Annotated in this window: 23 protein-coding genes; 14 read left to right on the forward strand and 9 right to left on the reverse strand. The window is 70.9% G+C overall.

What is annotated here, in order from left to right; all coding sequences use genetic code 11:
• Positions 1–145 precede the first annotated feature (145 nt).
• Positions 146–856 (reverse strand): C40 family peptidase, encoded by a 711-nt coding sequence (locus D7X96_RS01600; protein ID WP_147442934.1) that lies wholly within the window; start codon positions 854–856, stop codon positions 146–148.
• Positions 857–987: 131 nt separating this feature from the next.
• Positions 988–1,869 (reverse strand): hypothetical protein, encoded by an 882-nt coding sequence (locus D7X96_RS01605; RefSeq protein WP_121768799.1) that lies wholly within the window; start codon positions 1,867–1,869, stop codon positions 988–990.
• 161 nt (positions 1,870–2,030) lie between these two features.
• Between D7X96_RS01605 and D7X96_RS01610 the strand changes: the two genes are divergently transcribed.
• From D7X96_RS01610 to D7X96_RS01625, 4 genes are all read left to right on the forward strand, one after another.
• Entirely contained in the window at positions 2,031–2,273 is a 243-nt protein-coding gene (locus tag D7X96_RS01610) for a hypothetical protein (RefSeq protein WP_233610131.1), read from the forward strand.
• A 12-nt stretch (positions 2,274–2,285) separates the two neighbouring features.
• On the forward strand, positions 2,286–4,841 hold the full coding sequence (locus tag D7X96_RS01615; RefSeq protein ID WP_120547620.1) for a M1 family metallopeptidase: 2,556 nt from the start codon (positions 2,286–2,288) through the stop codon (positions 4,839–4,841).
• Between the two features lie 87 nt (positions 4,842–4,928).
• Complete coding sequence (locus D7X96_RS01620; protein WP_244219411.1) at positions 4,929–5,582, forward strand: hypothetical protein; 654 nt, start codon at positions 4,929–4,931, stop codon at positions 5,580–5,582.
• 624 nt (positions 5,583–6,206) lie between these two features.
• The gene (locus D7X96_RS01625; RefSeq protein WP_121768801.1) at positions 6,207–7,565 is read left to right on the forward strand and encodes a DUF6986 family protein; all 1,359 of its coding nucleotides are present in this window, start codon (positions 6,207–6,209) and stop codon (positions 7,563–7,565) included.
• On the opposite strand, the gene D7X96_RS01630 is transcribed toward D7X96_RS01625, so the two are convergent.
• The 5 genes from D7X96_RS01630 to D7X96_RS01650 all read right to left on the reverse strand — a co-directional run bounded on the left by D7X96_RS01630 (position 7,557) and on the right by D7X96_RS01650 (position 13,358).
• Positions 7,557–8,630, reverse strand: a complete 1,074-nt coding sequence (locus tag D7X96_RS01630; protein ID WP_147468197.1) for a zinc ribbon domain-containing protein — start codon at positions 8,628–8,630, stop codon at positions 7,557–7,559. The genes D7X96_RS01625 and D7X96_RS01630 overlap by 9 nt on opposite strands.
• A gap of 106 nt (positions 8,631–8,736) precedes the next feature.
• Positions 8,737–9,810, reverse strand: coding sequence for a DUF2804 domain-containing protein (locus tag D7X96_RS01635; protein ID WP_121724743.1), 1,074 nt, complete (start codon positions 9,808–9,810; stop codon positions 8,737–8,739).
• Between the two features lie 95 nt (positions 9,811–9,905).
• Positions 9,906–11,078, reverse strand: a complete 1,173-nt coding sequence (locus D7X96_RS01640) for an ABC transporter permease (RefSeq protein WP_121768802.1) — start codon at positions 11,076–11,078, stop codon at positions 9,906–9,908.
• Complete coding sequence (locus D7X96_RS01645) at positions 11,075–11,809, reverse strand: ABC transporter ATP-binding protein (protein WP_120547613.1); 735 nt, start codon at positions 11,807–11,809, stop codon at positions 11,075–11,077. The genes D7X96_RS01640 and D7X96_RS01645 overlap by 4 nt, the downstream gene beginning before the upstream one ends.
• Positions 11,810–11,822: 13 nt before the next feature.
• Positions 11,823–13,358: an alpha/beta hydrolase gene (locus D7X96_RS01650; protein ID WP_370450049.1), complete on the reverse strand. Its 1,536-nt coding sequence runs from the start codon at positions 13,356–13,358 to the stop codon at positions 11,823–11,825.
• A gap of 90 nt (positions 13,359–13,448) precedes the next feature.
• Here D7X96_RS01650 and D7X96_RS01655 point away from each other — a divergent pair, with 90 nt between their 5' ends.
• The 5 genes from D7X96_RS01655 (at position 13,449) to D7X96_RS01675 (ending at position 16,706) form a co-directional block, all read left to right on the forward strand.
• Positions 13,449–14,291 (forward strand): LEA/WHy family protein, encoded by an 843-nt coding sequence (locus D7X96_RS01655; protein WP_121723159.1) that lies wholly within the window; start codon positions 13,449–13,451, stop codon positions 14,289–14,291.
• Between the two features lie 101 nt (positions 14,292–14,392).
• Positions 14,393–14,785 (forward strand): aspartate 1-decarboxylase, encoded by a 393-nt coding sequence (gene panD, locus D7X96_RS01660; protein WP_120527400.1) that lies wholly within the window; start codon positions 14,393–14,395, stop codon positions 14,783–14,785.
• A gap of 106 nt (positions 14,786–14,891) precedes the next feature.
• On the forward strand, positions 14,892–15,332 hold the full coding sequence (locus D7X96_RS01665; RefSeq protein ID WP_121768804.1) for a hypothetical protein: 441 nt from the start codon (positions 14,892–14,894) through the stop codon (positions 15,330–15,332).
• A gap of 43 nt (positions 15,333–15,375) precedes the next feature.
• Positions 15,376–16,011 carry an EcsC family protein gene (locus tag D7X96_RS01670; RefSeq protein WP_120547609.1) on the forward strand — a complete coding sequence of 212 codons (636 nt, stop codon included), beginning with the start codon at positions 15,376–15,378 and terminating at the stop codon, positions 16,009–16,011.
• A 155-nt stretch (positions 16,012–16,166) separates the two neighbouring features.
• Positions 16,167–16,706: a winged helix DNA-binding protein gene (locus D7X96_RS01675; RefSeq protein ID WP_120547608.1), complete on the forward strand. Its 540-nt coding sequence runs from the start codon at positions 16,167–16,169 to the stop codon at positions 16,704–16,706.
• Between the two features lie 2 nt (positions 16,707–16,708).
• Here the strand turns inward: D7X96_RS01675 and D7X96_RS01680 are convergent, their stop codons facing one another.
• Together D7X96_RS01680 and D7X96_RS01685 are read right to left on the reverse strand one after the other, a co-directional pair.
• A complete protein-coding gene (locus D7X96_RS01680; RefSeq protein ID WP_121768805.1) occupies positions 16,709–18,412 on the reverse strand; it encodes a carboxypeptidase regulatory-like domain-containing protein in 1,704 nt (567 codons plus the stop codon).
• Between the two features lie 6 nt (positions 18,413–18,418).
• On the reverse strand, positions 18,419–19,282 hold the full coding sequence (locus D7X96_RS01685; protein WP_121768806.1) for an endonuclease/exonuclease/phosphatase family protein: 864 nt from the start codon (positions 19,280–19,282) through the stop codon (positions 18,419–18,421).
• A gap of 325 nt (positions 19,283–19,607) precedes the next feature.
• Here D7X96_RS01685 and D7X96_RS01690 point away from each other — a divergent pair, with 325 nt between their 5' ends.
• From D7X96_RS01690 to D7X96_RS01710, 5 genes are all read left to right on the forward strand, one after another.
• On the forward strand, positions 19,608–20,198 hold the full coding sequence (locus tag D7X96_RS01690; protein WP_120547604.1) for a hypothetical protein: 591 nt from the start codon (positions 19,608–19,610) through the stop codon (positions 20,196–20,198).
• Between the two features lie 27 nt (positions 20,199–20,225).
• Positions 20,226–20,870: a hypothetical protein gene (locus D7X96_RS01695; protein ID WP_120547603.1), complete on the forward strand. Its 645-nt coding sequence runs from the start codon at positions 20,226–20,228 to the stop codon at positions 20,868–20,870.
• A gap of 93 nt (positions 20,871–20,963) precedes the next feature.
• The gene (locus tag D7X96_RS01700; RefSeq protein ID WP_121768807.1) at positions 20,964–21,704 is read left to right on the forward strand and encodes a putative metal-binding motif-containing protein; all 741 of its coding nucleotides are present in this window, start codon (positions 20,964–20,966) and stop codon (positions 21,702–21,704) included.
• A gap of 63 nt (positions 21,705–21,767) precedes the next feature.
• The gene (locus D7X96_RS01705; protein WP_121768808.1) at positions 21,768–22,658 is read left to right on the forward strand and encodes an Ig-like domain-containing domain; all 891 of its coding nucleotides are present in this window, start codon (positions 21,768–21,770) and stop codon (positions 22,656–22,658) included.
• Between the two features lie 126 nt (positions 22,659–22,784).
• The gene (locus tag D7X96_RS01710; RefSeq protein ID WP_120547600.1) at positions 22,785–23,321 is read left to right on the forward strand and encodes a Uma2 family endonuclease; all 537 of its coding nucleotides are present in this window, start codon (positions 22,785–22,787) and stop codon (positions 23,319–23,321) included.
• Position 23,322: the final 1 nt, after the last annotated feature.

Below are 23,322 nucleotides of genomic sequence, written 5' to 3' on the forward strand. Positions count from 1 at the left end.
CACCAGCACGCCCCCCACCGCCCAGCGCGCCCACCGCCTCTTGCGCGGCGGCGCCTCGGGGCGCACCTCGGGCGCTGCCGGCGGGACGGGTCCGGAACTCGGGGGCTCGGGCGGAGCTTCGACGGTGGACATCGGCCGGCCGTGTCTAGCGCCGCGCGCTCCGGGCGTCACCCTTCACGGCGAGCTTCGCGGAGGCCAGGCGCGGCGGCTCGGGCGAGCGCCAGCGCTCGTCCACCGACGCGAAGCCCGCCACCAGCTCCCCCGCCAGGTAGCCGCGCGTCTTCTTCCCCTTGCGGCGCAGCCAGTCGTTGAGCACGTGCCCCTTGGCGTCCTTGCGCGCCTCCGGCTGCAGCAGGTTGAAGCGCGAGCGCTTCACCAGCCCGCCCGACTTGTGCACGAACGTCACCGTGCCGTCCGCCCCCACGCGCTCCACGATGCCGATGTGCGTGAGGCCGTCATTCATGAGGCCGTCGCGGTTCTTGTCGAACGTGTTCGTGAAGAACACCAGCGCGCCCGGCTTCGGCGTGTCCGTCAGCATCCCCAGCGCGCGCGCCTTGCGGTGGATGGCCGTGACGCCGTTCTCCTCCGGGAGCACGTCGTCCGGCAGCAGGTCCAACCGCTTCTGCTGGAACGCCAGCCGCGTCATGCCCGAGCAGTCATCCGTCACCGTCGAGCTCATCTTCGCCAGCGTCGTCATCCCCACCCAGGACTTCGCCCGCCACAGTGCCCGGTCCGCCAGCTGGACCACCGGCCGTTCCTTCTTCGTCGCCGTGGCCTTGCTCGCGGCCTCGGCCGCCCCGCCCCACACCAGCGCGCTCACCAACGCGCCCACCCACACGCCTCGTCCCATGCCCACGCGACAGAGCAACCGCCGTGCCCGGCCCGCGCGGCGTGGCGCGTGTCCACCTCACGACGAAGCGCGCGCACCCTTCGGCACGAGGTGGGCAAGGAAGTTCCCACCCACGGCAAGCGCGCGCCCTGAAGCCCTCAGGGCAGGTCGTTCTCGTAGGGGTTGTCCCGCCGGGAACCCGAGGCCGCGGGCTCGATGGGCTGGCCCTCCGTGCTCGCGCGGTTGTTCCACCGCCGCGAGGGCCGGGGCGGCGGCATCTTCCCCGTGGGGGGCAGCGTGAACAGGTGCTCGTCGTGGACGGTGGGCGCCTGACGGGGCTCGGGGTCGAAGAGGGCTCGCGAGGACGGAGGCCGCTCCCCGCCGGAGGTCTGCACCGGAGCACAGCCCCGGGACGCGCACCCGGGGACGTTGGACTCGCCGGCGGGCCCCCAGGTCCGCGTGGGCCGGGGCTGCAGCCGGGTTGGAGCGTTGGGCGGCGGAAACTCGCGCGGCGGCGGGCTCTTCTCCCGGGCCTCCAGCGCGACCATCAACGGCAGCGCCAGCCCCAGGACCGCGAACTGCCCAAGGGCGCCCGGCATCCGCGAGCCCGGCGCGGGCAGCACCTGCGTGCGCAGGCTCGAAAGGATGAACGCGCCACCAATGGCCATGCACAGCGCGAGCGCGCCCCACGTCATGGCCTGCGCCGTCAGGGTGATGGAGGACAGGCGCCACGTCGTGCCCATCTCCACAGCCTCCTTCCAGGCCCGGGCCTTCCAGTCCGCCGCCGGCCCGGCCATGCCGTAGCCCACCGCGCACGCCGCCACCCACACCGCGGCGCCATGCACCTCGCGCCGCAAGAGCCACCCCTGCGTGAGGCCCACCACCACGCCCTGCTCCACCATGGACAGCCGCCAGACGGCCGCGGACGACAGCACCGCCTCCAGCAGACGGGCCCCGTCCTCCGCCTGCATCAGCGGAAGGAACAGCCCCGCCACCGTGGCCACCGCCACGAGGAGTACCTGCGACAGACGTGCGCCCATGCCCGGCAGTCTGCGCGACTCCCGCCGTCCAATGCCATCCAGGGGGCCCACCTCCTGCCCTCCGGCCAACGAAGGTGTCGCCCGGTGGAGGTGGATGTACGGCGCGACAGGACCCCACGGGCACGTGGGCGCCGGGACAGCGGCCCCGCATCCAGGTGTGGATGCGCACCGCGAAGCGCGGCCGGGTCGTGGCCTTCCGCACGTACCTGCGCACCTTCCTGCATGAGCTGTGTCACCTGGACTTCCTCTGGCTGGAGCTGCCCTCCTCCTTCCACACGGAGGGCTTCTTCCAGCGCGAGTCGAGCCTCTTCGGGCAGCGGGTGCCCCCGGCGACAGGGGTGGAGGGCCGTGAAGCGCAGGACACTGGGAAATGGAGCACGAGCACAAGGCGCGGCCGGCGCTAGATTGCCGCCCCTATGGCGCATCCCACCGACGACAAGAACTTCCGTCTGCCCACCACCCTCCGCCCGCGCCGCTACCAGGCGACAGTGACCCTGGACCTGGAGGGGCGCAGCTTCGCGGGTGAAGAGCGCGTGGAGCTGGAGCTGTCCCAGCCCACGACGGAGATCATCCTCCACGCCAACGCGCTGGAGCTGGGCGAGGTCACCTTCCGCGCCGGCAACGACGTGCGCAAGCCCACGTCCAAGCGCGTGTCGACGGTGAGCGAGACGGTGGTGCTCACGTTCGACGCGCCCCTGCCCGCGGGCAGCGCCACGCTGGAGGTGCCGTGGACGGGGCGCTTCAGCGACGGCCTGCGCGGCCTGTACGCGGCGGGCAAGGTGGCCGCCACGCAGTTCGAGGCCGCGGACGCGCGGCGGCTGTTCCCCTGCTTCGACGAGCCGGCCTTCAAGGCGCGCTGGGCGCTCACGGTGCGCGTGCCGGAAGGCCACACGGTGCTGGGCAACGGCCGCGTGGTGAAGGACGAGAAGGACGGGGCGCTGCGCAAGGTGACGTTCGAGGAGACGGAGCTGCTCAGCTCGTACCTCATCGCGCTGGTGGTGGGCCCGCTGGTGGGCACGCCCGAGGAGAAGGCGGAGGGCATCCCGGTGCGCACGTGGGCGCTGCCGGAGAAGGCGCACCTGGCGAAGTTCGGTCAGGACGCGGCGCTCCAGGTCCTGCCCCGGCTGCAGGACTACTTCGGGCTGCCGTATGCCTTTGGCAAGGTGGACCAGGTGGGCATCCCGGACTTCGAGGCGGGCGCCATGGAGAACGCCGGCCTCATCACCTACCGGGAGGTCGCGCTGCTGTTGGACCCGGCCACCGCCCCCCTGTCCGTGCAGAAGCGCGTGGCGGAGGTGGTGACGCATGAACTGGCGCACCAGTGGTTCGGCAACTGGGTGACGATGGTGTGGTGGGACGACCTCTGGCTCAACGAGGCGTTCGCGACGTGGATGGCCTTCAAGATTGTCGACCAGTGGAGGCCGGACTGGCGCATGTGGCTGGACTTCGACGCGCACCGGGCCAGCGCCCTGGCGCTGGACGCGCTCAAGTCCACGCACCCCATCCACGGCGAGGTGCGCAACGCGGGTGAGGCCGGTGAGAGCTTCGACGCGATTACGTATGAGAAGGGCGGCGCGGTGCTGCGGATGATTGAAGGGTTCCTGGGAGAGGGCCCCTTCCGCGAAGGCATCCGGCTGTACATGCGCAAGCACGCGCGCGCGAACGCGGTGAAGGAGGACCTGTGGAACGCGCTGGGTGAAGCGGCGAAGCAGCCGGTGAACGAGCTGGCCACCAAGTGGATTGGCCAGAGCGGCTTCCCGCTGGTGTCGGTGAAGGTGGAGGGGCGGAAGGTGACGCTGTCGCAGCGGCGCTTGTACTCGGAGCCGGGGGTGACGAGCGCGGAGACGTGGCCGGTGCCCATGGTGCTGCGCTTCGAGGACGCGGGCGGCGTGCGCGAGCAGCGGGTGCTCTTCCGCGACGCGAAGACGACGGTGACGCTGGAGGGCGGCGCGGGGGACGTGAAGTGGCTGTGCGCCAACGGCGGCTCCACGGGCTTCTACCGGGTGGCGTACGAGAAGCCGGCGCTGGACGCGCTGGTGGCGAACCTGGGGACGCTGGTGCCGTCGGAGCGCATCTCGCTGCTCGCGGACACGTGGGCGCTGGTGCGCGCGGGGCAGGCGCCGGTGGCGGACCTGTTGGACCTGGCGGCGCGCTTCGGGGACGAGGAGGACGAGGCGGTGCTGGACGAGCTCATCGGGCGGCTCGGCTACATCGACAACCGGCTGACGGAGGGCGAGGACCAGCAGCGCTTCCGCCGCTGGGTGGAGGGGCTGTTGGGCGGCGGCCTGAAGAAGCTGGGCTGGCAGGCGGCGCCGGGTGAGCCGGACCGGGTGAAGCTGCGCCGCGCGGCGCTGGTGCGCGCGGTGGGCGGGCTGGCGCGCAGTCCGGAGGTGCTGGCGCAGGCACGTCCGCTGGTGCAGCGGATGCTCCAGGGAGACAAGGCCGCGCTGGACGCGAACCTCCTGGACACGGCGGTGGGCATGGTGGCGCGCGCGGGCGACACGGCGCTCTTCGAGGACCTGCTGCAGCGGATGCCGAAGGAGCCGGACCCGGCGACGCAGCGGCGCTACCTGATGGCGCTGACGTCCTTCGAGGACGCGACGCTGGCGGAGCGCGCCCAGGGGCTGTTGTTCACGGAGACGGTGAAGACGCAGGACGTGGCCAGCTTCGCGACGGGCCTGTTGGGCAACCGCACCGGCCGCGACGCGTGGTGGGCGCAGCTGCAGAAGCGCTGGAAGGACCTGGTCTCGCGCACGGGAGCGGCGCCCATGCTGCTGCGCCGGGTGGTGGAGGGCCTGGGCCTGCTGCGCACGCGCGAGCAGCTGGAGCAGATGAAGGCGCTGCTCCAGGCGAACCCCATCCCGGAGGCCCAGCAGGCCACGGCGCAGACGCTGGAGCGGCTGACCCAGGACGTGGCCCTGCGCGAGCGCGTGGCCCCGGAGGTGTCCGCGTGGATCAAGCGCCAGCCGTGAGGTGAGTACGCGCTGGGAGGGGTGATGTGGAGATCACTTCTGTTCTGCATGGCCTGGGGGCTTGGATGCGCGGCCTCCAGGCCTCCTGTGGGCGTCGTTCAACCGCCTCCCGGTGAGCGCCTGGAGCGCATCGCCGGTCCCCTTCCTGGCTACGGCCCCTATCCGACCTACTCCGATGCGCTGATTGCGGCCTGCCCGCTGATCCTGAAACAACCCCAGGCCACCGCGGGCCGTCCGGGCGACCAGGAATTTCCGCTGCGCTGGAGGCTCTCGAAGGAATACTGCGCCTGGGTCTACTACACGCCGGATCAGCAATTTGAATTGAGCATGCTCGCGACCAGCGCGGTTCAGGACGATCCACGCAAGAGGAGCTGCGCGCTGCCGGCCGTCGTGGAGGCTCCTCGTCACCCACCGGAGAGCCTGGGTTACGTCTTCATCCTCCACAACCATCCCTTCGAGAACGAGCTCTCCGATTTCGACATCCGGTTCGCCGTCGCCATGGCGGACGTCCATGGCCTGAGCGTGAACACCCGGGCGGGTTCCGTCCCTTTGTCCATCATCGCGTTCTTTTCCAAGGGCCACGACCCCACGCAGCCCACCTGCGATGGCTTCTTCCAGTACGTTCCCGGCACCGGGCAAATCATCCGGTGGACCGCACAGGAGAAGGGGCGATGGCAACGAAAGCAGATCGCCACGCTCACCTGGCTCGATGACACGAACTACCGCATCCAACGGCAGTAGGGGCTCCCTCCTCATGCGCATGAGCACGCTCTTCATCGTGTCCGGCCTGATGCTCGGTGGCTGCATGAAGGCCCATCGCCCCGTGCTGGTGGAAGCCGAGCCGTCGCTTGTCTTTCCTTCCTTCTTCGCTGGCACCAGCGAGCCCCTGGGAAGCGCTGGAAGCACATATGTATTGGACGGCGCCGTCCTGCGCGCGCTCTCCCTATCCGTCGAAGATTTCCTTCCCCCCCCTGCATCCTCAACGCCCTGCTGGGACCGGCCTGAGTCCCATCGCTATCGGATCGTCCGTGAGCCAGGCGTCGTCTTCATCCGGATTGAAGAGGATCCCGCTGCCTGTGGCCGCCAGGTCCCCGCCCTGCACTCCGGAGCGCGCTATGCATTCAGCGACGATGGCCGGCTTCTACGGCGCCTGATTGATGGCGAGCCGGAGAACTCTCCTGACCAGACGTCCCCCAAGGACGACGCGGGCGAGGATGCGCCACCCGGCACGCTCCCACCTCCAGGCCCCCAGCCGGGAGGCCCCCCTCCTCGTTTCTCCCATGCCCCAGACGGCGGCACTCGGGCCATGATGCCCGCGCCGCCAGTGGAGCCGAGTCCCCCTCCTGATGGTGGCCCTGGAACCCCATGAAGACCACGCTCACGCCCGAAGCCTCCGCCGCCTCCCGTGAGGCCCTGCGCCGCGCCAACGTGGCATTCACCCACGCCTATCCGGGTGAGTCCTCCCGGCGCCAGCCCGTGCACACCGTGTACGGCGGCGCCCACCTCTTCCGCGCGAACACGGCCCGGAAGATGGGGGACCTGGCGCTCGCGGCGCTGCGCGATTACGCCGCCGACGGCTCCCAGCTGGCCCATGGCCTGGGCCTGCCCCAGCGCGGCGGCTTCGCCCAGCGCGTCCATGACCGCGTCGTGGACAAGCTCCAGCGCGAACCCGTGGAGGACTTCCGCATCGACTTCGAGGACGGCTATGGCCACCGCCCCGACTCCGAGGAAGACGCCCACGCCGTCGCCGCCGCGACCGAAGTGGCCCGCGGCCTGGAGCAGGGCTCGCTGCCGCCGTTCATCGGCATCCGCGTGAAGTCCTTCACGGAGGAGCTCTACGCGCGGGCCTCGCGCACGCTGGACCTCTTCGTCACCGCGTTGCTGGAGCAATCCGGTGGCAGGCTGCCTCCGTCCTTCGTCGTCACCCTGCCCAAGGTCACCGTGCCCGAACAGGTGACCGCCCTGGCCAAGCTCCTGTCGGAGCTGGAGTCCGCCCACCAGCTGCCTCCCGGCGCGCTCGCGCTGGAGCTGATGGTGGAGACGCCCCAGGCCCTCTTCGACGCGCGCGGCCGGCCGCACCTGCGCTCGCTCGTGGAGGCCGGCGAGGGCCGCTGCTCGCACGTGCACCTGGGCGTCTACGACTACACCGCCGCCCTGGACATCAGCGCGCACATGCAGCACATGCGGCACCCCGCCTGTGACTACCTGCGTGACACCGTGCAGGTGCTCCTCGCGGGCAGCGGCGTGCGCCTGTCCGACGGCGCCACCAACGTCATGCCCGTGGGCCCCCACCGCAAGCAGGGCGACACCGCGCTGCTGCCCACCGAGCGGCGTGAGAACACCGACGCCGTGCACCGCGCGTGGCAGGTGGCGTACCGGCACACGCGCCACTCGCTGGAGCGCGGCTATTACCAGGGGTGGGATCTGCACCCCGCCCAGCTCCCCGTGCGCTACGCCGCCGTCTACGCCTTCTTCCTGGAGGGCCTGGAGCCAGCGTCCCAGCGCCTCAAGGCCTTCGTGGACAAGGCCGCCCAGGCCACCCTGCTGGGCGACGTGTTCGACGACGCCGCCACCGGCCAGGGCCTGCTCAACTTCTTCCTGCGCGGCCTGGCCTGCGGCGCCCTCACGGAGGAAGAGGCCCGCGCCCCCGGCCTGACGCTGGAGGAGCTGCGAAGCCGCTCCTTCCGCGGCATCGTCCAGGGCCGCGCGAGCGCGTCACGCTGACGCGGGCGGCTGCCCCGGAGGTGTCGCGCTCCGGGGCCCCAGCCACTCGCGCGCGACGGCCACGTCCACCGCGAGGATGCCCAACAGGAACAGCCACGGCCCCGGCCGCGACGACAGGCCCGTCAGCGCCCAGACGGTGATGAGCCCCGCGAGCACCGCCGGCACCACCGGGGGCAGCGCCTCCCGCGCGCGCCGCACCGACCCCAGCACGCCCAGCGCCAGCAGCCCCAGCACCACGCCCGTCGAGCCCAGCCGGCCGCGCCCCGTCCCCGCGCCCTGCGCCGACGACGGGAACACCAGCGTGTTGAACTTCCACGTGTCGTGGTCCTGGATGTCCCAGGCGAAGTTGTCGTCGATGGTGATGTTGCGCTCGCGCTGCAGGTGCGCCGTGGGCACCAGCGAACCCGTCCACGCCGAGCTCCACGGCAACAGCAGCCCCACCGCGCACGCCGCCACGCCCGCGAACACCCACCGCTTCAGCCGCACGTCCGCCGGCCGCCGCGTCAGCGACGGCTCCGCCAGCGGCGACGCCTGGAACGCCTTCCACTGCACGAAGCCCAGCACCACCGCCGCCAGCACCCACAACAGCGGCGCCACGCCCAAGCCCAGCGACAGGAACGCCTGCGTCACCGTGAGCGCGGTGAACATGGGCAGGAACGCCGGATGCGCGGCCCACTTCACCGCCGGCACCAGCGCGTCCGGCAGCTTCCGGCCCGCGGCCAGCCACTCGCGCGCGCCCAGCATGCCGGCGCCCACCAGCATCAACGCCGCCCACGGCAGCCCCAGCCCGCCACCAATGAAGGGCAGCACCGGCACCACCACCGCCGCCACCACCAGCCCGGAGCCGAGCAGCGGCAGCGAGCCCCCGGGCAGCCGCTCGCGCAGCCTCGGGTCGTCCAGCACGTCCTGCACCGCGCGGCCCGCGGAGTCCGCCGCCCGCTGCGCCTTGTCCGCGACGTCGTCCATCACCGGCGAACCGGGCGCGTTCACGTCCCCGCCGCAGTGGGGACACGTCCGCGACGACAGGCCTTCAGGGAGCGGCTGACCACAATGCGGGCAGGACATGGGGTGGAGTCCTCCTCAGGTGAGACAGGAGCGCGAAAGCCTACACCGTGCCCCGTCGCATCCATGAACCATCACCCGGGCTTCGCCCCTCCCGCACGCCCGGCCGCTACCAGAGCATGTCCTGGTCCTCGGTGACGCCGGGGACGTTGGACAGCTTCAGCTCCTGGCCGCCCACGCGCAGGGTGCCCTCGAAGAAGCCCACGGGCTGGGCGAAGTGGCTCACCACCAGGCGCAGGTTGCGCTCCTCGCGGTGCACGTAGATGGGCTTGAAGCGCAGGTCCACCGCGCCGTCCGCCGTCGTCAGGCGCCACGGGTCCAGCAGCTCCTTCGCGTCGTATTCGAAGTGCGCGCGGCCTACCGGATAGAGCCGGTCTCCCAGCCAGACCGCGTTCTCGTTGGCCTCGGTGGCGCCCTCGTTGAAGCCCTCCACCAGGTTGAGCCCCACGGGCGTGCCGTCCGGAAGCCGCCCGGCCGCGAAGGCCCAGCGCCAGGCGGTGTGCCGCGCCAGGTAGCCCTGCGTGTAGTCCATGCCGCCCACGCCGCCGTCCAAACGGAAGCGCCGGCCGCCCGCCTCCAGGCTGCCGAAGGCCAACAGGCCGCTGCGCTTCTGGGTGACGTTGACCAGCCCGTCGCCCTGCACCGGCGCGATGACGGTGAGGGCCGGAGGGCCGCCCGCGACCAAGAGGTCGCCGTTCCACTGGAACGACTGGAGCGACTGCGTGCGCATGCGGCTGACGTCCACCTCGACCTGGTAGCGCTCGTCGGACTCGCCGCGCTTCACGGACATGCGTCCGCCCAGCGTGCGGAAGGCCGCGACCAGCCCCGCGCCCGGCTTGTCACTCACCTCCGCGAGCGGCCCGGGCACGCCCAGGAAGCTCACGTCGCAGAGCGGCTTCTTCTCCTGGAGGTCCACCGCGACAGCGAAGGCGTTGGCCGTGTAGCCCAGGTCCACCACCGCGAAGAGGGCCGCCACCTCCTGCGTGGCGACGAAGGTGTAGTGCCAGCGCTTGCGCTTCAACAGCCGCGTCGCGCGCCCCGGCGCCCACTTCCCCAACAGCCGGGGCAGGTCCACCTCCGGCAGCTCTCCCTGGTACGTGCCGAACCGCGGTTCCCCCGCCGTGGAGGCCACCGAGTTCGGGGCGAAAGGCAGCAGGGCTTCTCGTTCACGCTCGAGCGTCATCGCGAAACATTGGATGGCACTTCGCCAGCGCTGTCACGCGAACAAGCGGCCCAAGTTGTGCCCTGAAAACACTCGGGGCCGCGCGTGCCTGCCCGCTAGCTCCTGCCGAAGATGATGCGCTCCTCGGTCAACAGACGCGTGGTGAAACGCAGGGCCAGAAGCGCCACCAGCACGCACGACACGAACGCGAGCAGGAAGGGCACCGGCCCCAGCGACTCGCCGCGCATCACCTCGCCCGCGAGCAGCTCCTGCCCCAGCACCGGCACCGCGAACATCCACGTCTGCGTCTGGATGGGGGACAGCGCCAGCATCATCCCGGGCAGCGTGGGCAGCACCATCAGGAGCGACAGGTAGGTCTGCGCCTCCTTGAACGAACGTGCATACGTGGACACCCACATCTGGACAGCGGACGCGGCCAGGACCAGCGGCATCACCGCGGCCAGCATGCCCAGCGCGGCCGGCGCGTCGAAGCGGGCGCGCACGCCCAGGTCCTCCAGCGGCACGCGCTTCACCACCAGGAAGTAACCCACCAGACACAACAGCACGCCCGTGCCCGCCATGGCGCAGGTGGCCAGCCACTTGCCCGCCACCACCGCGCCGCGAGGAGCGGGGTTGAGCAGCAGGGGCTCCAGCGAGCCGCGCTCGCGCTCACCCGCCATGGTGTCGCTGGCCAGCTGCATGCCGCCCGCGAACGCCGCCATCACCAGGAACAGCGGGATGGTGGTGAGCACCGTGGCCGCGGTGCGCTCGGGCGTGGACAGGTCCAGTTCGTCCACGCGCACGGGCACCGCCAGCTCCGGGGACACGCCGCGCGCGAACAGGCGCTGGCTGCCGGTCTGCTGCGAATACACCGCCAGCATCCGCTGCGCGCGCTGCACGGACTGGCGGGCCTTGTTGCGCGAGCTGTCCACCACCAGCCGCACCGCCGCGGTGTGCCCGTCCGCGAAGTCCTTCGCGTAGTCGTCCGGCACCACCAGCACCAGGTCCAGCTTCCCGGCCTGCACCAGGGACTCGTAGTCCTTGGGCGCCTCCGACAGCCTGGCCCCATAACGCTCCAGGAAGGCCATCAGGCTGGGCGCGTGCTCACGGCCCACCACCGGCATCTCCAGCGGACGGTCCTGCCGGTACCAGGACGCCATCACGTTGAACATCACCAGGAACACCAGCGGGCCCAAGAGCGGCCACATCACCGCGGAGCCCAACGTGCGCTTGTCCCGCAGGTGGTCGAGCACTTCCTTGCGCAGCACCGTCCCGACGAGGCCCTTCATTCGCGCAACCCCTGCTCGCTGCCAATCACGCTCACGAAGGCCTCCTCCAGGCTGTCCTTGCCGGTGGAGGCGCGCAGCGCGTCCGCCGTCCCGTCCGCCACCACCCGCCCGCGCGCCACCACCACGATGCGGTCACACAGCGCGGCCACCTCCTGCATCACGTGGCTGGAGAACACCACGCAGCAGCCCTGCGCCTTCAGCTTGCGCAACAGCGTGCGCACGGAGCGCGTGGCCATCACGTCCAGGCCGTTGGTGGGCTCGTCCAGGAGGACGTTGCGGGGCCCGTGCACCAGCGCCCTCGCCAGCGCCACCTTCACGCGCTCGCCCTGGCTGAAGCCCTCCGTGCGCCGGTCCGCGATGTCCTTCATGTCCAGCAGCTCCACCAGCTCCTCCACGCGCGCGTCCAGGACAGCGCCGGACAGGCCGTGCAGCTCGCCGAAGTAGCGCGCGTGCTCGCGGGCGGTGAGGCGCGGGTAGAGGCCGCGAGCATCCGGCAGCACGCCCAGCGCGCGCCGTGCGACCTCCGGCTGCTTCGCCACGTCCACGCCGTCCACGGTGGCGGTGCCGCCGTCCGGGCGCACCAGCGTGTAGAGCATGCGCAGCGTCGTCGTCTTGCCCGCGCCGTTGGGGCCCAGCAGGCCCGTGATGACGCCGTCCTCCGCGGTGAACGTCACGTCGTGCACGGCCGTCACGGAGCCGAAGCGCTTGTGCAGGTTCCTGGCTTCAATCATGGGCGCGTGGGTCCTACGGCACGGGGCCAGCGAAGGAGGTGAAGAAGGGCGGCCGCTTGAGGCCCGCGCCACAGTCCGGCGTCAGGCCCTCCACGCTGCCGCGCGTGAGCAGGTCCGCCATCAGCGTGCGCGCGCAGTCCGCGCCCACCGTGTTGTGCCCCAGCCCCGGCACCACCACGTGCAGGCTGTGCGTCAGCGTCCGCTTCGCCTCCTCGCCCCAGGGCGGCGGCGTCACCGGATCCAGCTCGCCGGACAGCAGCAGCGTGGGGATGTCCGACTTCACGGGCTCGCGGAAGCTCTTGGGCACGTTGGACTGCGGCCACTTCGCGCACGCGCGCTTCACGTCCAGCGCCATGCGCGGGCCGAACCAGGTGCCCTTCGCCTCGCGCTCGGCGTCCTCCTCCGTGAAGAAGGGCGCGTCCTCCGCGCACACCACCGCCATGAACATGCCCCGGCTGGTGGTGCGGGCCACCTCGTCGGTGAGCCCCAGCGACAGCGCGACGAAGGGCGTCCAGTCCTCCTTCGTGGCGCGGTCCAGCATCAGCGGCACCAGCGACGCGACATCCGGGCTGTAGAGCAGCGCGAACAGCTCCGACAGGAAGACGCGCCGGGTGAGCGTGAAGTCCTCCACCACGCCCGTGCGCGGGTGCGCCAGGCGCACCTTCGCGGGGGCGGCCGTAAGCTTCGCGAGCAGCGCCTCCGTGCGGGCGCGCAGGTCCGGGTACGCCTTCGCGCAGACGCCGTCCTTCGCGCACGCGTCCAGGAGCAGGTCCAACGCGCGCTGGCCGTCGCGCGCGGCGTACAGCGGCAGGTACTGCCCCATGGGGGCCACGCCATCCAGGATGGCGGTGCGCACGCGGTCCGGGTGCTGGCGCATGTACACCAGCGCCGCGCGCGTCCCGTAGGAGATGCCCCACAGGTTCACCTGCCGGTAGCCCAGCGCCGCGCGCACGTCGTCCAGGTCGTCCATGGCGATGGACGTGGTGTAGAGCCGCTCGTCCGCGTCCCAGCCCTTGCGGCACTGGGGAATCACGTCCGCGTCCTCGCGGTCTTCAAAGCGCTCCGCCAGCGACGCGCGCGACGGGTTCATCGCGTCGCAGTCCAGCGGGTGCGAATCCCCCGTGCCGCGCTGGTCCACGAAGACGATGTCGCGCTGGCGGCGGATGCGGTCCAGCGCGGGCAGGATGCGCGTGCGGGACGCCGCCTGGCCGGGGCCGCCCGCCAGGAAGAACAGCGGATCCTCCTTCGGCTGCGACGCGAGCGCGGGCACCACCACCACGCGCAACGAAATCTTGCGCCCCTGCTGGGCGGCCCGGTCCTCGAAGACCTCCAGCGTGCCGCACAGGGTCTGCGCGGCCACCCCGTCCAGCCGGCACGGCTTGAGCGCCATCCGCCGGTCGGGCGCCGCCTCCGAGGCGCGGGCGCCGGACTGCGAGCAGCCCGTGAGTGACAGCGCCGCCAGCACCGCCAGCGCGAAGGGGTGAGACAAGATACCACCTGTCACGGGGGGCCAACCTCCAGCACGGGGGAGTCTCCTGGCGCATACCATTGGCGTGCCGAAGGTGCACCCCATGAGCCCCGACGCGCGCGGCGATTGAATCCGCGCGAACGTGGGGCGTCCTCTGCTACGCCCATGCCCATGAAGAAACAGAAACGCGCGTTCCTGGTCCTCTTCGCCCTGTCGCTCACCACGCTGTCCGGCTGCGCAGCGCTCCAGAGCCTGCTCAACGGCGCCTTCAAGAAGCCCACGCTGAAGTTCAAGACGGCCCGGCTGGCGGACGCCTCCCTGTCCGACGCCACGGTGGATCTGGTGTATGAGCTGGACAACCCCAACGGCCTGGGCCTGAAGGTGGCGTCGGTGGACTACGCCTTCTTCGTGGAGGGCAAGCAGCTGGTGGCCGGCAAGCCCCGGGAGGGCGTGAACCTCAAGGCCAACGGCAAGAGCCAGCTCGTGTTCCCCGCCAACGTGAAGTTCGCGGACATCGCGCCGGTGGTGACCACGTTCCTGGACAAGGACGTGGCGGCCTTCAAGGCGCAGGGCTCGCTGGGCATCCAGACGCCGCTGGGCGTGCTGAAGTTCCCCCTGGAGAAGGAGGGCACGTTCCCCGTCCCCAAGATTCCCCAGGTGCAGTTCCAGTCGCCGCGCATCACCCACATCACGCTGAGCGGCGCCACGGTGGAGTTCCCCCTGGCCATCACCAACCGCAACGCCTTCCCGCTGCCGGTGGCGGGCATCACCGGGGCGCTCAAGGTGGCGGGCGCCAACGTGGGCAACCTCTCCACGGGCAACCTGGGCATGCTGGATGGCAGCGGGACGAAGCAGGTGACCCTGCCACTCACCATCAACTTCGCGAGCGCGGCCTCCGCGGCCATGGCGCTGCGCTCGGGTGGCAACGCCCAGGTGAGCCTGACGGGCAACCTGACCTCGGACGCGCAGTCCGTGCCCCTGAACCTCAACCAGCTCCTGAATTTCACGAAGTAAACAGCAGGGCGTGCAGGGAGGCAGGCGGTGCGTGGGACACCGGGGATGTTGTCCCCGGGCAGGGGAGCCGTTACGGTTGCGCCGCTTCCCGAGGGCCCCCCATGCGCCGCATCCTCTTCAAGTCCAAGATCCACCGCGCGACGGTGACCCAGGCCGACCTCGACTACGAGGGTTCGGTGACCATCGACAAGGACCTGCTCAAGGCGGCGGACATCCTCCCCTTCGAGAAGGTCGCGGTGTGGAACGTCACGCGCGGCACCCGGCTGGAGACGTACGCCCTGGAGGGCGAGTCCGGCAGCGGGGTCATCTGCATCAACGGCGCGGCCGCGCACCTGAACCAGCCGGGCGACCTGGTCATCCTGGCCACCTTCGCGGAAGTGGAGGAGGCGGAGGTCGCGAACTGGAAGCCCACGGTCGTCTTCGTGGACGGCAAGAACCGGGCGGTTCCTGGCGTCACCGAGGAAATCCCCGGCCCCGCGCGCCGTATCGCCTAGAGACGCCGGACGGGGCGGCTTTGCCACCCCGCCCCTGTCTGCCATGCTCCCCGCCCTTCCCTTGAGGCGCGGGCGCGGCGGTGCGCGTCCCGGAGGCGATGACGCGATGAAGTGGACGTGGGCGGGCCTGCTGGCCCTGGTGACGGTGGCGGGGTGCAAGCAGGTGGGCCCGTATCAGCGCGACCCCAACGACGAGGACGCGTTCGGCTCCAACGTGCCGCTCATCCGCGCGCCCGCGCAGGACCGCTGCGCGGCGCTGGGGAAGGCTTCCGTCCGCGGTGGCTGTGACGACGCCCTCTACCTGGCCAGCGAGTACGCCCGGCGCCTGTCGGTGGGGGACGAGGTGTGCCTGGAGGGCGGCTTCGGCGAGGAGCCGGGCGCGGCGTGCAAGGCGCGCGCGGCGGTCATCGACACGGGGGCCAACCGCGTGAAGCTGGAGGTGCGCTCGGCGCGTCCGGATTCGCGGTGGTTCAAGTCAGAGATGCGACACGCCTGGTACGAAGAAGGCGCGTTGGTGGACCTGTACCTGGCCGAGCGGGGTTACTAGAGACGACCGGCCGCGCGCGTCGCGGCCCCAAGGAGGAGAAGACATGGCCTTCTACGACGGCGTGACGGAGCGGCTGGGCTTCATGAAGAAGCTGACCCCCGCGGAGCTGAAGAAGCTGGGGACGCTGCGTCTGTCGGACCTCATCCAGGGGGAGATTGGCCGGGCGCGCGTGCGCGTGGCGGCGCTGGAGAAGCGCTACCCGTCCGCGACGACGAAGGAGCTGGCGCAGCGGCTGGTGGATGAGAAGAAGAGCCTCGCTGGGATGGTGGGCGGGGTGAGCGGCGTGTTCGGGCTCATCTCGCTGCCGGCGGACCTGACGTTCATGGCGTACCTGCAGCTCATCCTGCTGACGGACGTGGCCACGCTCTACAAGGCGAACCTCAAGACGGACCGGGCGCGCGGGGAGCTGCTGGACCTGTTCGGCTACGCGAACGGGCTGGGGCCGCTGCACCGCTCCGGGCCGAAGGTGCTGGGGAAGCTGGCTGCGCTGCTGCTGACCAAGGGCGGCATGTCCACGCTGGGCCGCGCGATGCCGCTGGTCGCGGCGCCCATCACCGCGTACCTCAACAACCAGCACATCCAGATGGTGGGTGAGCAGGCCGTGCGCTTCTACGAAGGCTTCGACAAGGCGCACGCCAAGGCCCGGACCGCCAGGCGCAAGGCGGCGAGCGGGGAGTAGCTGGGCGCCTTCCCGCGAAAATGCCGGTCAGCAACCAGGACGATATGACCGTCACGTATCTCCGTTGAGTGCTTCGCGGGCGCATCCGCCCGCGGCATGCCGGAAGCGGCGCACGCGGGGCCGAACGCGGGTGCTTGCTCGGCTCGGAGGGATGCATGACGGAGCTTTCGGTGGATGTGCGCGTGCAGGTGGCGCGGTGGCGGAACCTCCTCGTGGACGCGGCTCGCTGCGGCGCGCTGGAGAGTCCCCTGGACGCCCTGAGCCATCCCCATTGGGAGCCCCGGGAGCTCCAGGCCCTGTGGTGGCTGCGCTCGGAGAGCCTGCTGCCCGTGGGCGTGCTCGCCACGCGCCTGGGCGGACTCGCCATGCCGCGCCTGAGCCGGCTGGTGGACCGCTTGGAGGACGGCGGCCTCGTGCGCCGTGAGCGCTCCGTGCGGCATGACCGCCGCCGCGTCCGCGTGCGCCTCACCGACGCGGGCCGTGCGCTCGCGGATCAGCTCGACGCGCAGGTGCAGGCACGCATGGCGCAGCGGCTGGCCCCGCTCCAGGGTGAGACGCGCAGCGCGCTGATGGACGTCCTGGAGCTGTGGGTGCAGGCCCTGACCGTCCAGGCCCGCACCGCCGGGGAAGTGGCCGAGGAGAACGCCGAGCTGGCCAGTGCCCCCGACGAGCTTCTAACGGCTTCGGCCGCCTGAACCTACAGCCGCACCTCGACGACGCCCGAGCGGCGGCACGCCTCCGCTCCGTCACCCTCCCATTCGTTCCCCGCGCCCAGCACGCGCAGCGGCACGGCGTCCGAGTTCACGGCCCCCATCCTCCAGCGCCCCGTGCTGTCCGTCTCCGCTCGCACGGGCGGCAGCGACGGGCTGCTTCCGCTCGCGATCACCACCGCGCCATCCACCGGCTGTCCCTCGCGGGTGACCTGGACCTCGCACGCGGACAGGAGCCCGTCCTCCGCGGACAGCCGCACCTCCGTGTCCGCGAAGTCCTCGCCCACCCGCGCGACGCTGCTCGGGCGTGAGGCATACGGCGACGAGGCCACCCGCACCCGGTAGGTGCCGGGCTCCACCAGCGACACCGCGAGGCCGTCTTCTTCCGGGTGGAACTCACGCGTGGGCACCAGGCTCCAGGCGCCCTGCGCATCACGGCGCTCCAGCAGGTACACCGGATAGGGCGGCTCCGAGCGTTCCCTCAACTGCGCCCGCGTGAAGCCATCCATCCGGAGCACCAGCCACCGGTACACCGGCATGCGCCACACCACGTCCACCGTGCCCCGCGTCTCCGCCGTCGGCGTGAAGTCGAAGTCCCACCACAGCGGTCCCAGCGGCCGTCCCTGTTCCTCCCCTACCTCCCGCCGCACCGTGAAGCGGGTCTCCTTCCACGTCGGCACGTCCTGGATCGTGAAGCGTCCATCTGGCGTGAGGGGCAGCTCCTCGCCGCCATCTCCCTGCCGGAACACCGCCGTCCCCAAAGGGCGCGTCCCATCGCCCAGCAGCACCCGGCCTCGCAGCGTGACGGTGCCCCCCACGCCCTCGGGGAACAACCTCGCCACGTCCAGCGTCACCGGCTCCACGAAGCCCTCGCGCAGGGGGACGTCCACCGGCTCGCTCTGCTTCCCCGAAGGCGTGCGCAGCCAGAGTCGCACCGACCTGTCTGGCGGCAGGGGCGCGAGCCGCGTCTCTTCGTCTTTCGACAGGGGAACGGGCGTGTCGTTCTCGAAAGCGTGCATCAGCTTCGGTGCCGCCAGCGCGAGGACCGGCAGGAGGCGGCTGGATTCTTCCGCCTGCTCCGGATCCACGCCCCGCTGCATCCGCACGAAGAACGTTCCCGGAAGGTCTCGCGCACCTTCCAGCCGCACGCGCACGCCCGTGGGCGGATGGGCCTTCACCACGCCCAGGTTCACGCGCCCCGTCACCGGTTGCGTGGCGGGCACCTCGTCGCCCCACCAGACCGTGCCATCCGGCGCGAAGGCCATCACCTGGTAGCGAGGCGCTGACGGCACGGCCACCGGCCCTACCACGCTACCGGTGACAGGGGACTCCACCCACTCGCGCACGTGGGCCAGGTCCTCCAGGCGCGCAGGCCCCGTACGCGCGAAGCGCAGGCGCCCCTCCTCTTCCCACCAGCCGCGATCCGAGTCGGAGATGAACGCCGCGCCCACGCGCGCCTCGCCCTCGAACGGATGCGCGCCCTCCAGCGTCGCCGTCAGCCACAGGCCCGCGTCCTCCACGGTCTCCACCCCGGGAGCCACCTCCGGCACACCGGCGTCCTCGACCCGCGTGAGCACGGGGGGCGATGACGGAGCCGGCCGTGACACGGGCTCGGGACGCAGCAGCATCCACGCGCCCACGCCCAGCAGCACCGCCACCACCAGCCCGGCCAGGACCTGCTTCCGACGCATGCCGCCTCAGTCCGTGTCGCTGTTGGAATACAGAGACAACCACACCGGCGCGTGGTCCGACAGCCGGGTGACGTAGTCCACCGGGTTCGCGATGTAGTCACGGCCCGTGCTGGAGAACTCCGTCACGTACGTGTCCTGCATCCAGAAGTGGTCGTACGCGTTCGCGTATCCACCGGACGTGTTCATCGTCGTGGCCACGTCCAGCTTGCACGTCACCGCGGGCGACAAGCCCTTCAGCTGGCTCCAGGACGCATGAGTACAGACCATGTTGTGGTCGCCCACGAGGATGACGTCCTGGTCCGAAGCACTCGCCGACTGCACGGACGCGAACACCTGGTCGATGGCCTGCGCCTCCAGCGCGCGGTCCGTCGCCGTGCCCCAGACCGCGTGCCAGTTGAGGAACGTGTAGTCCGCGCCCGTCGGCACGTGGCGCACCTTCACCACCTGCGGCTCGCGCTCGAACAGGTCCCCCGTGTCCGTCCACACCGTGGAGGACACGAGCGACACCGTGTCCGTCCGGTACAGCACCGCGTAGGACTCCTTGTAGGACGACCGGCCGATGAGCGGCGTCACCACCGCCTGCCACCTCACCCCGGACACCTGCGTCAGGTTCTGCGCGATGGCCGTCGCCGCCGCGGGCTCCATCACCTCCTGGAGGAACACCAGGTCACAGCCGTTGTTCGACGTGCTGCTCGCACCGAACTGGTTCCACAGCTGCTTCGCGTCATCCAGATAGGTCTGCTCGGCCGCCCATCCCTCATGGCGGAGGTTCCAGCTCACCACCCGAAGGTATGAGCCCGCCCGGGCCGCCCCGGGGAGCACCAGCAAGGACAACACCAGGACGCGCGACAAGAAGGACGACCCTCTCATTTCAAGGCACCTCCACGCCTGCGGAAGACAAGCGCCCCATCTTCCGCACGTCCCGGTGCCGGGACCATCGCCCCTTCGTGGGTTCGAGGTGACAGCTCCTCCCGCAAGACACTCCCCGGACGCCGCCCATTAAATGCAACTTGATTGCATATGAATCATTGTGGCATCTATTGCGGGGCCCCGCGCGGGAAGGCGGGGCGGCGCGCGCACCGCCAGAGGTGCGTCCTGAGGGGAAACCTTTCGGCTCCGCCCACCGTGTTCCAGCGGGCGCCCGGACCGCTCCTGGCCCCCCTCTCACCCGCAGCCCCCCTCCAAGGAGTCATCCATGTTGAAGCACCCGCATGTCCTGATCACCGCCGTCTTCCTCCTGGCCGGCTGCGGCACCGAAGAAGCGCCCACCCCGGAGTCGCAAGCCCCCGTCACCCAGCAGTCGGAGCTGCTCGCCGCCTGCGTGGACACGGAGGAGCTGGCGGAGGTCGCCGAGCACTCCTGCATCCACGCCGAACACGGCCCCTTCGAGTCCGTCACCGCCGCGCCCCATGGCGGCCCGTCCTTCGTGGACGTGAGCGTGGGGCACACCGCGTACAACGTCACCCTGCCGGCCATCAGCTACCGGCAGTGGACGCTGGGCTACGCGGGCTCCGTCATCTTCACCCCGGAAGAGTCCACCGAGTACGCCCTCCTCACCTCCGGCTACCGCGCGGTCCGCGTCGTCAACGCGGCCACGAACGAGGAGGTCGGCCTGGAGTGCCGCTACAACATCCCGCAGGAGGTCTGCGGCAACCTGCGCACCGCCGTCACCGCCGGCCTGGAGGGTGGCGTGGACTACCGCGTGGACCTCGCGGCCATCGTGCCCCAGCCCGCCACGTTCCTCCTCATCATCGAGGAGACGGGCCACGGCCACCACGAGGAATAACCCCCGTGATTCCGATGAGGCAGCTCCATGCGCACTCCGTTTCCAGCCCTCCTCCTGGCCAGTGGACTCGCGGTCATGACCGCCTGTGGTGGCGACGACGCTCCCCCCGGCCCGGACGGCACGCCCCAGGAGCAGGCCGACCCATGCGCCCCCCACGGCCACATCCACCGAGAGCCTGACGGCGACTGGTGCCACTGCGACCGGGGCTACCTGGCCAGTGAAGGGGGCCTGTCCTGCGTGACGGACCCGGACTACGTGCCACGTGACGGCTTCGACTTCGGCGACAACGGCGAGCACGCCTGCTGGCACGTCACCAACGGCCCCTTCGCCACCGTCACCGCGTCCCCGGACCGGCAGCCGCGCGTGGACGACTTCCACACGCACTACACCGTCCACCTGCGCCCGGAGAACAGCCAGTCCGTGGGCACGTTCAGCTTCAAGGCCTGGGCCACGGGCGACTTCGTCCTCTACCTGAGCACGCCCGACGTCGCCGTCACCGTGAAGGAGGGCGAGCGCGTCGTGCCCCCCGTGGGCACGCAGGCCACCGGCGCCTTCTGCGACGGCCTGAAGCAGATGGTCGGCTACGAGCTGACGGACAAGGTCCAGTACACCGTCACCTTCGGCCCCACCGCGCTCACGGGGCTGGGGCTCGTCGTCGAACACCTCCAGTGACGGACTGAATTGCCCTGGCATTATTGCAACAAGGTTGCTTCTGAATCTCAAGTGAAACACCGGACCCGTCCGGCATCCCGAAAGGAAACACCCATGTTGAAGATGAAGCGCATCGCGCTGGGCGCGCTGTTGTCGCTCGGCCTGACGGCCTGCGGACCGATGGAGGAGGCGCCGGAGTCCTCCTTCGAGGCGCAGGACTCGCAGGAGCTGGAGGCCGGCTGCACGTCGCTGGGCACGGGCATCACCTCGCACGCGTGCATCCACGCCGGCAGCCCCACGGACCACGTGTCCATCACGGCGAGCGCCACGCGCGTCACCAGCGCGCCCGCCATCAGCACGAAGCACAAGGCCTATGACCTGGCGCTGCCCTCCGGCGCCGAGGGCTCCGTGACGTACGTGTCGGCCACCACCGGTTCGTACGCGTTCTACCGGACGCAGAACGTGGCCTTCACCGTCGTGAACGGCGCCACCAGCGCCACGGTGCCCGCCGCGCTGGCGCACACCGTGTCGTCCTCCGGGTGCTCGCTCACGTACGTGTCCGTCCACGACCTGACGGCGGGCACGGCGTACATCCTCGCGGCGGGCCCCGCGTCCGGCAACGCGCTCACCGTGGTGCCGGAGTTCCTCAACGACACGCGCACGCGCTACTACCAGGACGCGGATGGCGACGGGTACGGCAACAACTCCGTGTCCGTCCTCAGCGCATGCACGCCGCCCTCCGGCTACACGACGCAGCGCTTCGACTGCAACGACACGGCCGCGAGCGTCAATCCGGGCGCCACGGAGATCTGTGGCAACGGCATCGACGACAACTGCGACGGGTCGCAGTGCTGACCGCCGTCCCCTGACGCGGACCTGAGAAGGCCCGCTCCCGCGCCTGCACGAAGGACTCTCCCGATGCGTCTCTCCTCCGCCACCTTCCTGCTCGTCGCCCTCACCTTGAGCGGCTGTGATGACAACGAGCCCATCGTCACGCCGGACGCGGGCACGCGCGTGTCCACGGCCATCGTCACCACCGCCAGTCCCTCCGAGGGCGAGACGGACGTCTACCCACTGGAGATGTACCTGGACGCGTCCGGACAGACGCCGGTCATCGCCTTCCGCAAGGTGCTGACGCTCACGTTCAGCGAGCCCATGGACCCGTTGGCCGCTCAGGTCGCCCTGCACGACCGCACGGACACCACCGTCCCCGCCCGCGTCCTCACGGGCGCCTGGTCCGAGGACGCGCGCACGCTCACCGTCACCGTGCCGCACACCGGGGAGAGCACCCGCCCGCTGGAGGTCTCCACGCGCTACGCAGTGGCGCTGGACGCGCTGCGGGACGCGGCCGGGCTCGCGTTGGCATCCGACGCCGCGCTGGAGTTCACCACCGGCGAGCGCGACCCGGAGCTGGAGCACGCGTGCACGCACACGCTCGTCAACACGCCGGAGGCCGTCACCGCGGGCCGCACACCCTTCGACTTCCCGCCCGACACGCAGACCGGTCACGCTCGCTACGACGTCACCCTGCGCGCGGGGGAGGCGGGCTTCGGTGGCTACACGGGCTTCATCTCCGACCCGGAGAACGCCGAGCACGTCACGCTCTACCTGAACCAGGAGGTGCCCACGAAGGTGACCAACGACACGGCGGGGACGGACGTGGCGTCGGTGCTCGCGCCCGCGCGGTTCATCTGCGCTGGCATCACGCACACGGTGACGTTCACGCCGGAGCCGGGGGATCAGCTCCACCTGTTCCAGTTCGGTCCCGTGGCCTCGGAGCACATCCAGTTCGTGCTGGAGCGCGAATAGCAATCCCACACGTCCCGTGGGGAGGGCGTACGTCCACCAGGACAAGGTGGGCCGCCCTGGCGGTCCAATGCCGCGCGGAACACTGCTCGCTACGGTGACGGTCTCTCTGACTCGGAGGCCCACCGCATGCGCCACGCCGCGACCCGCAGGACGCTCGCCCCTTACGAGGAAGTGCAGACGCTGCCCCACTACCTGGTGGGCGAGGCGCTGGATGGCGTCCTCTACGTCTCATCGCCGCCCACCGCGCGCGCGCAGGGCCTGACGCCGCTTCTGGGCCGCGCGCCGGAGGGCTGGTGGTGGACCGCCGAACCCCGGCTGCTCCTGGGCGAGGACGTGTTGGTGCCGGACCTCGCGGGCTGGGTGGGCGGACGGCCGGCGACGCTGCCCGACGGCTCGTTCATCGACCGCGTGCCGGACTGGGTCTGCGAGGTGCTGACGCCCGCCACCGCGAAGCTGGACCTGACCCTCAAGCTGCCGCGCTACGCCCGCGCGGGCATCCGCCACGCCTGGGTCATCAACCCCGTGCACCGCGTGGTGGAGATGTTCCGCCTGGACCACGAGCGCTGGATGCTGACCCACACCCTGGTGGGCGAGGAGCTCGTGCGCGCGGAGCCCTTCCTCCGGGCAGACCTGCCGCTGACGCCGTTCTGGACCCAGGCCTGAG

The organism is Corallococcus interemptor (genome assembly GCF_003668875.1).
Taxonomy (GTDB): domain Bacteria; phylum Myxococcota; class Myxococcia; order Myxococcales; family Myxococcaceae; genus Corallococcus; species Corallococcus interemptor.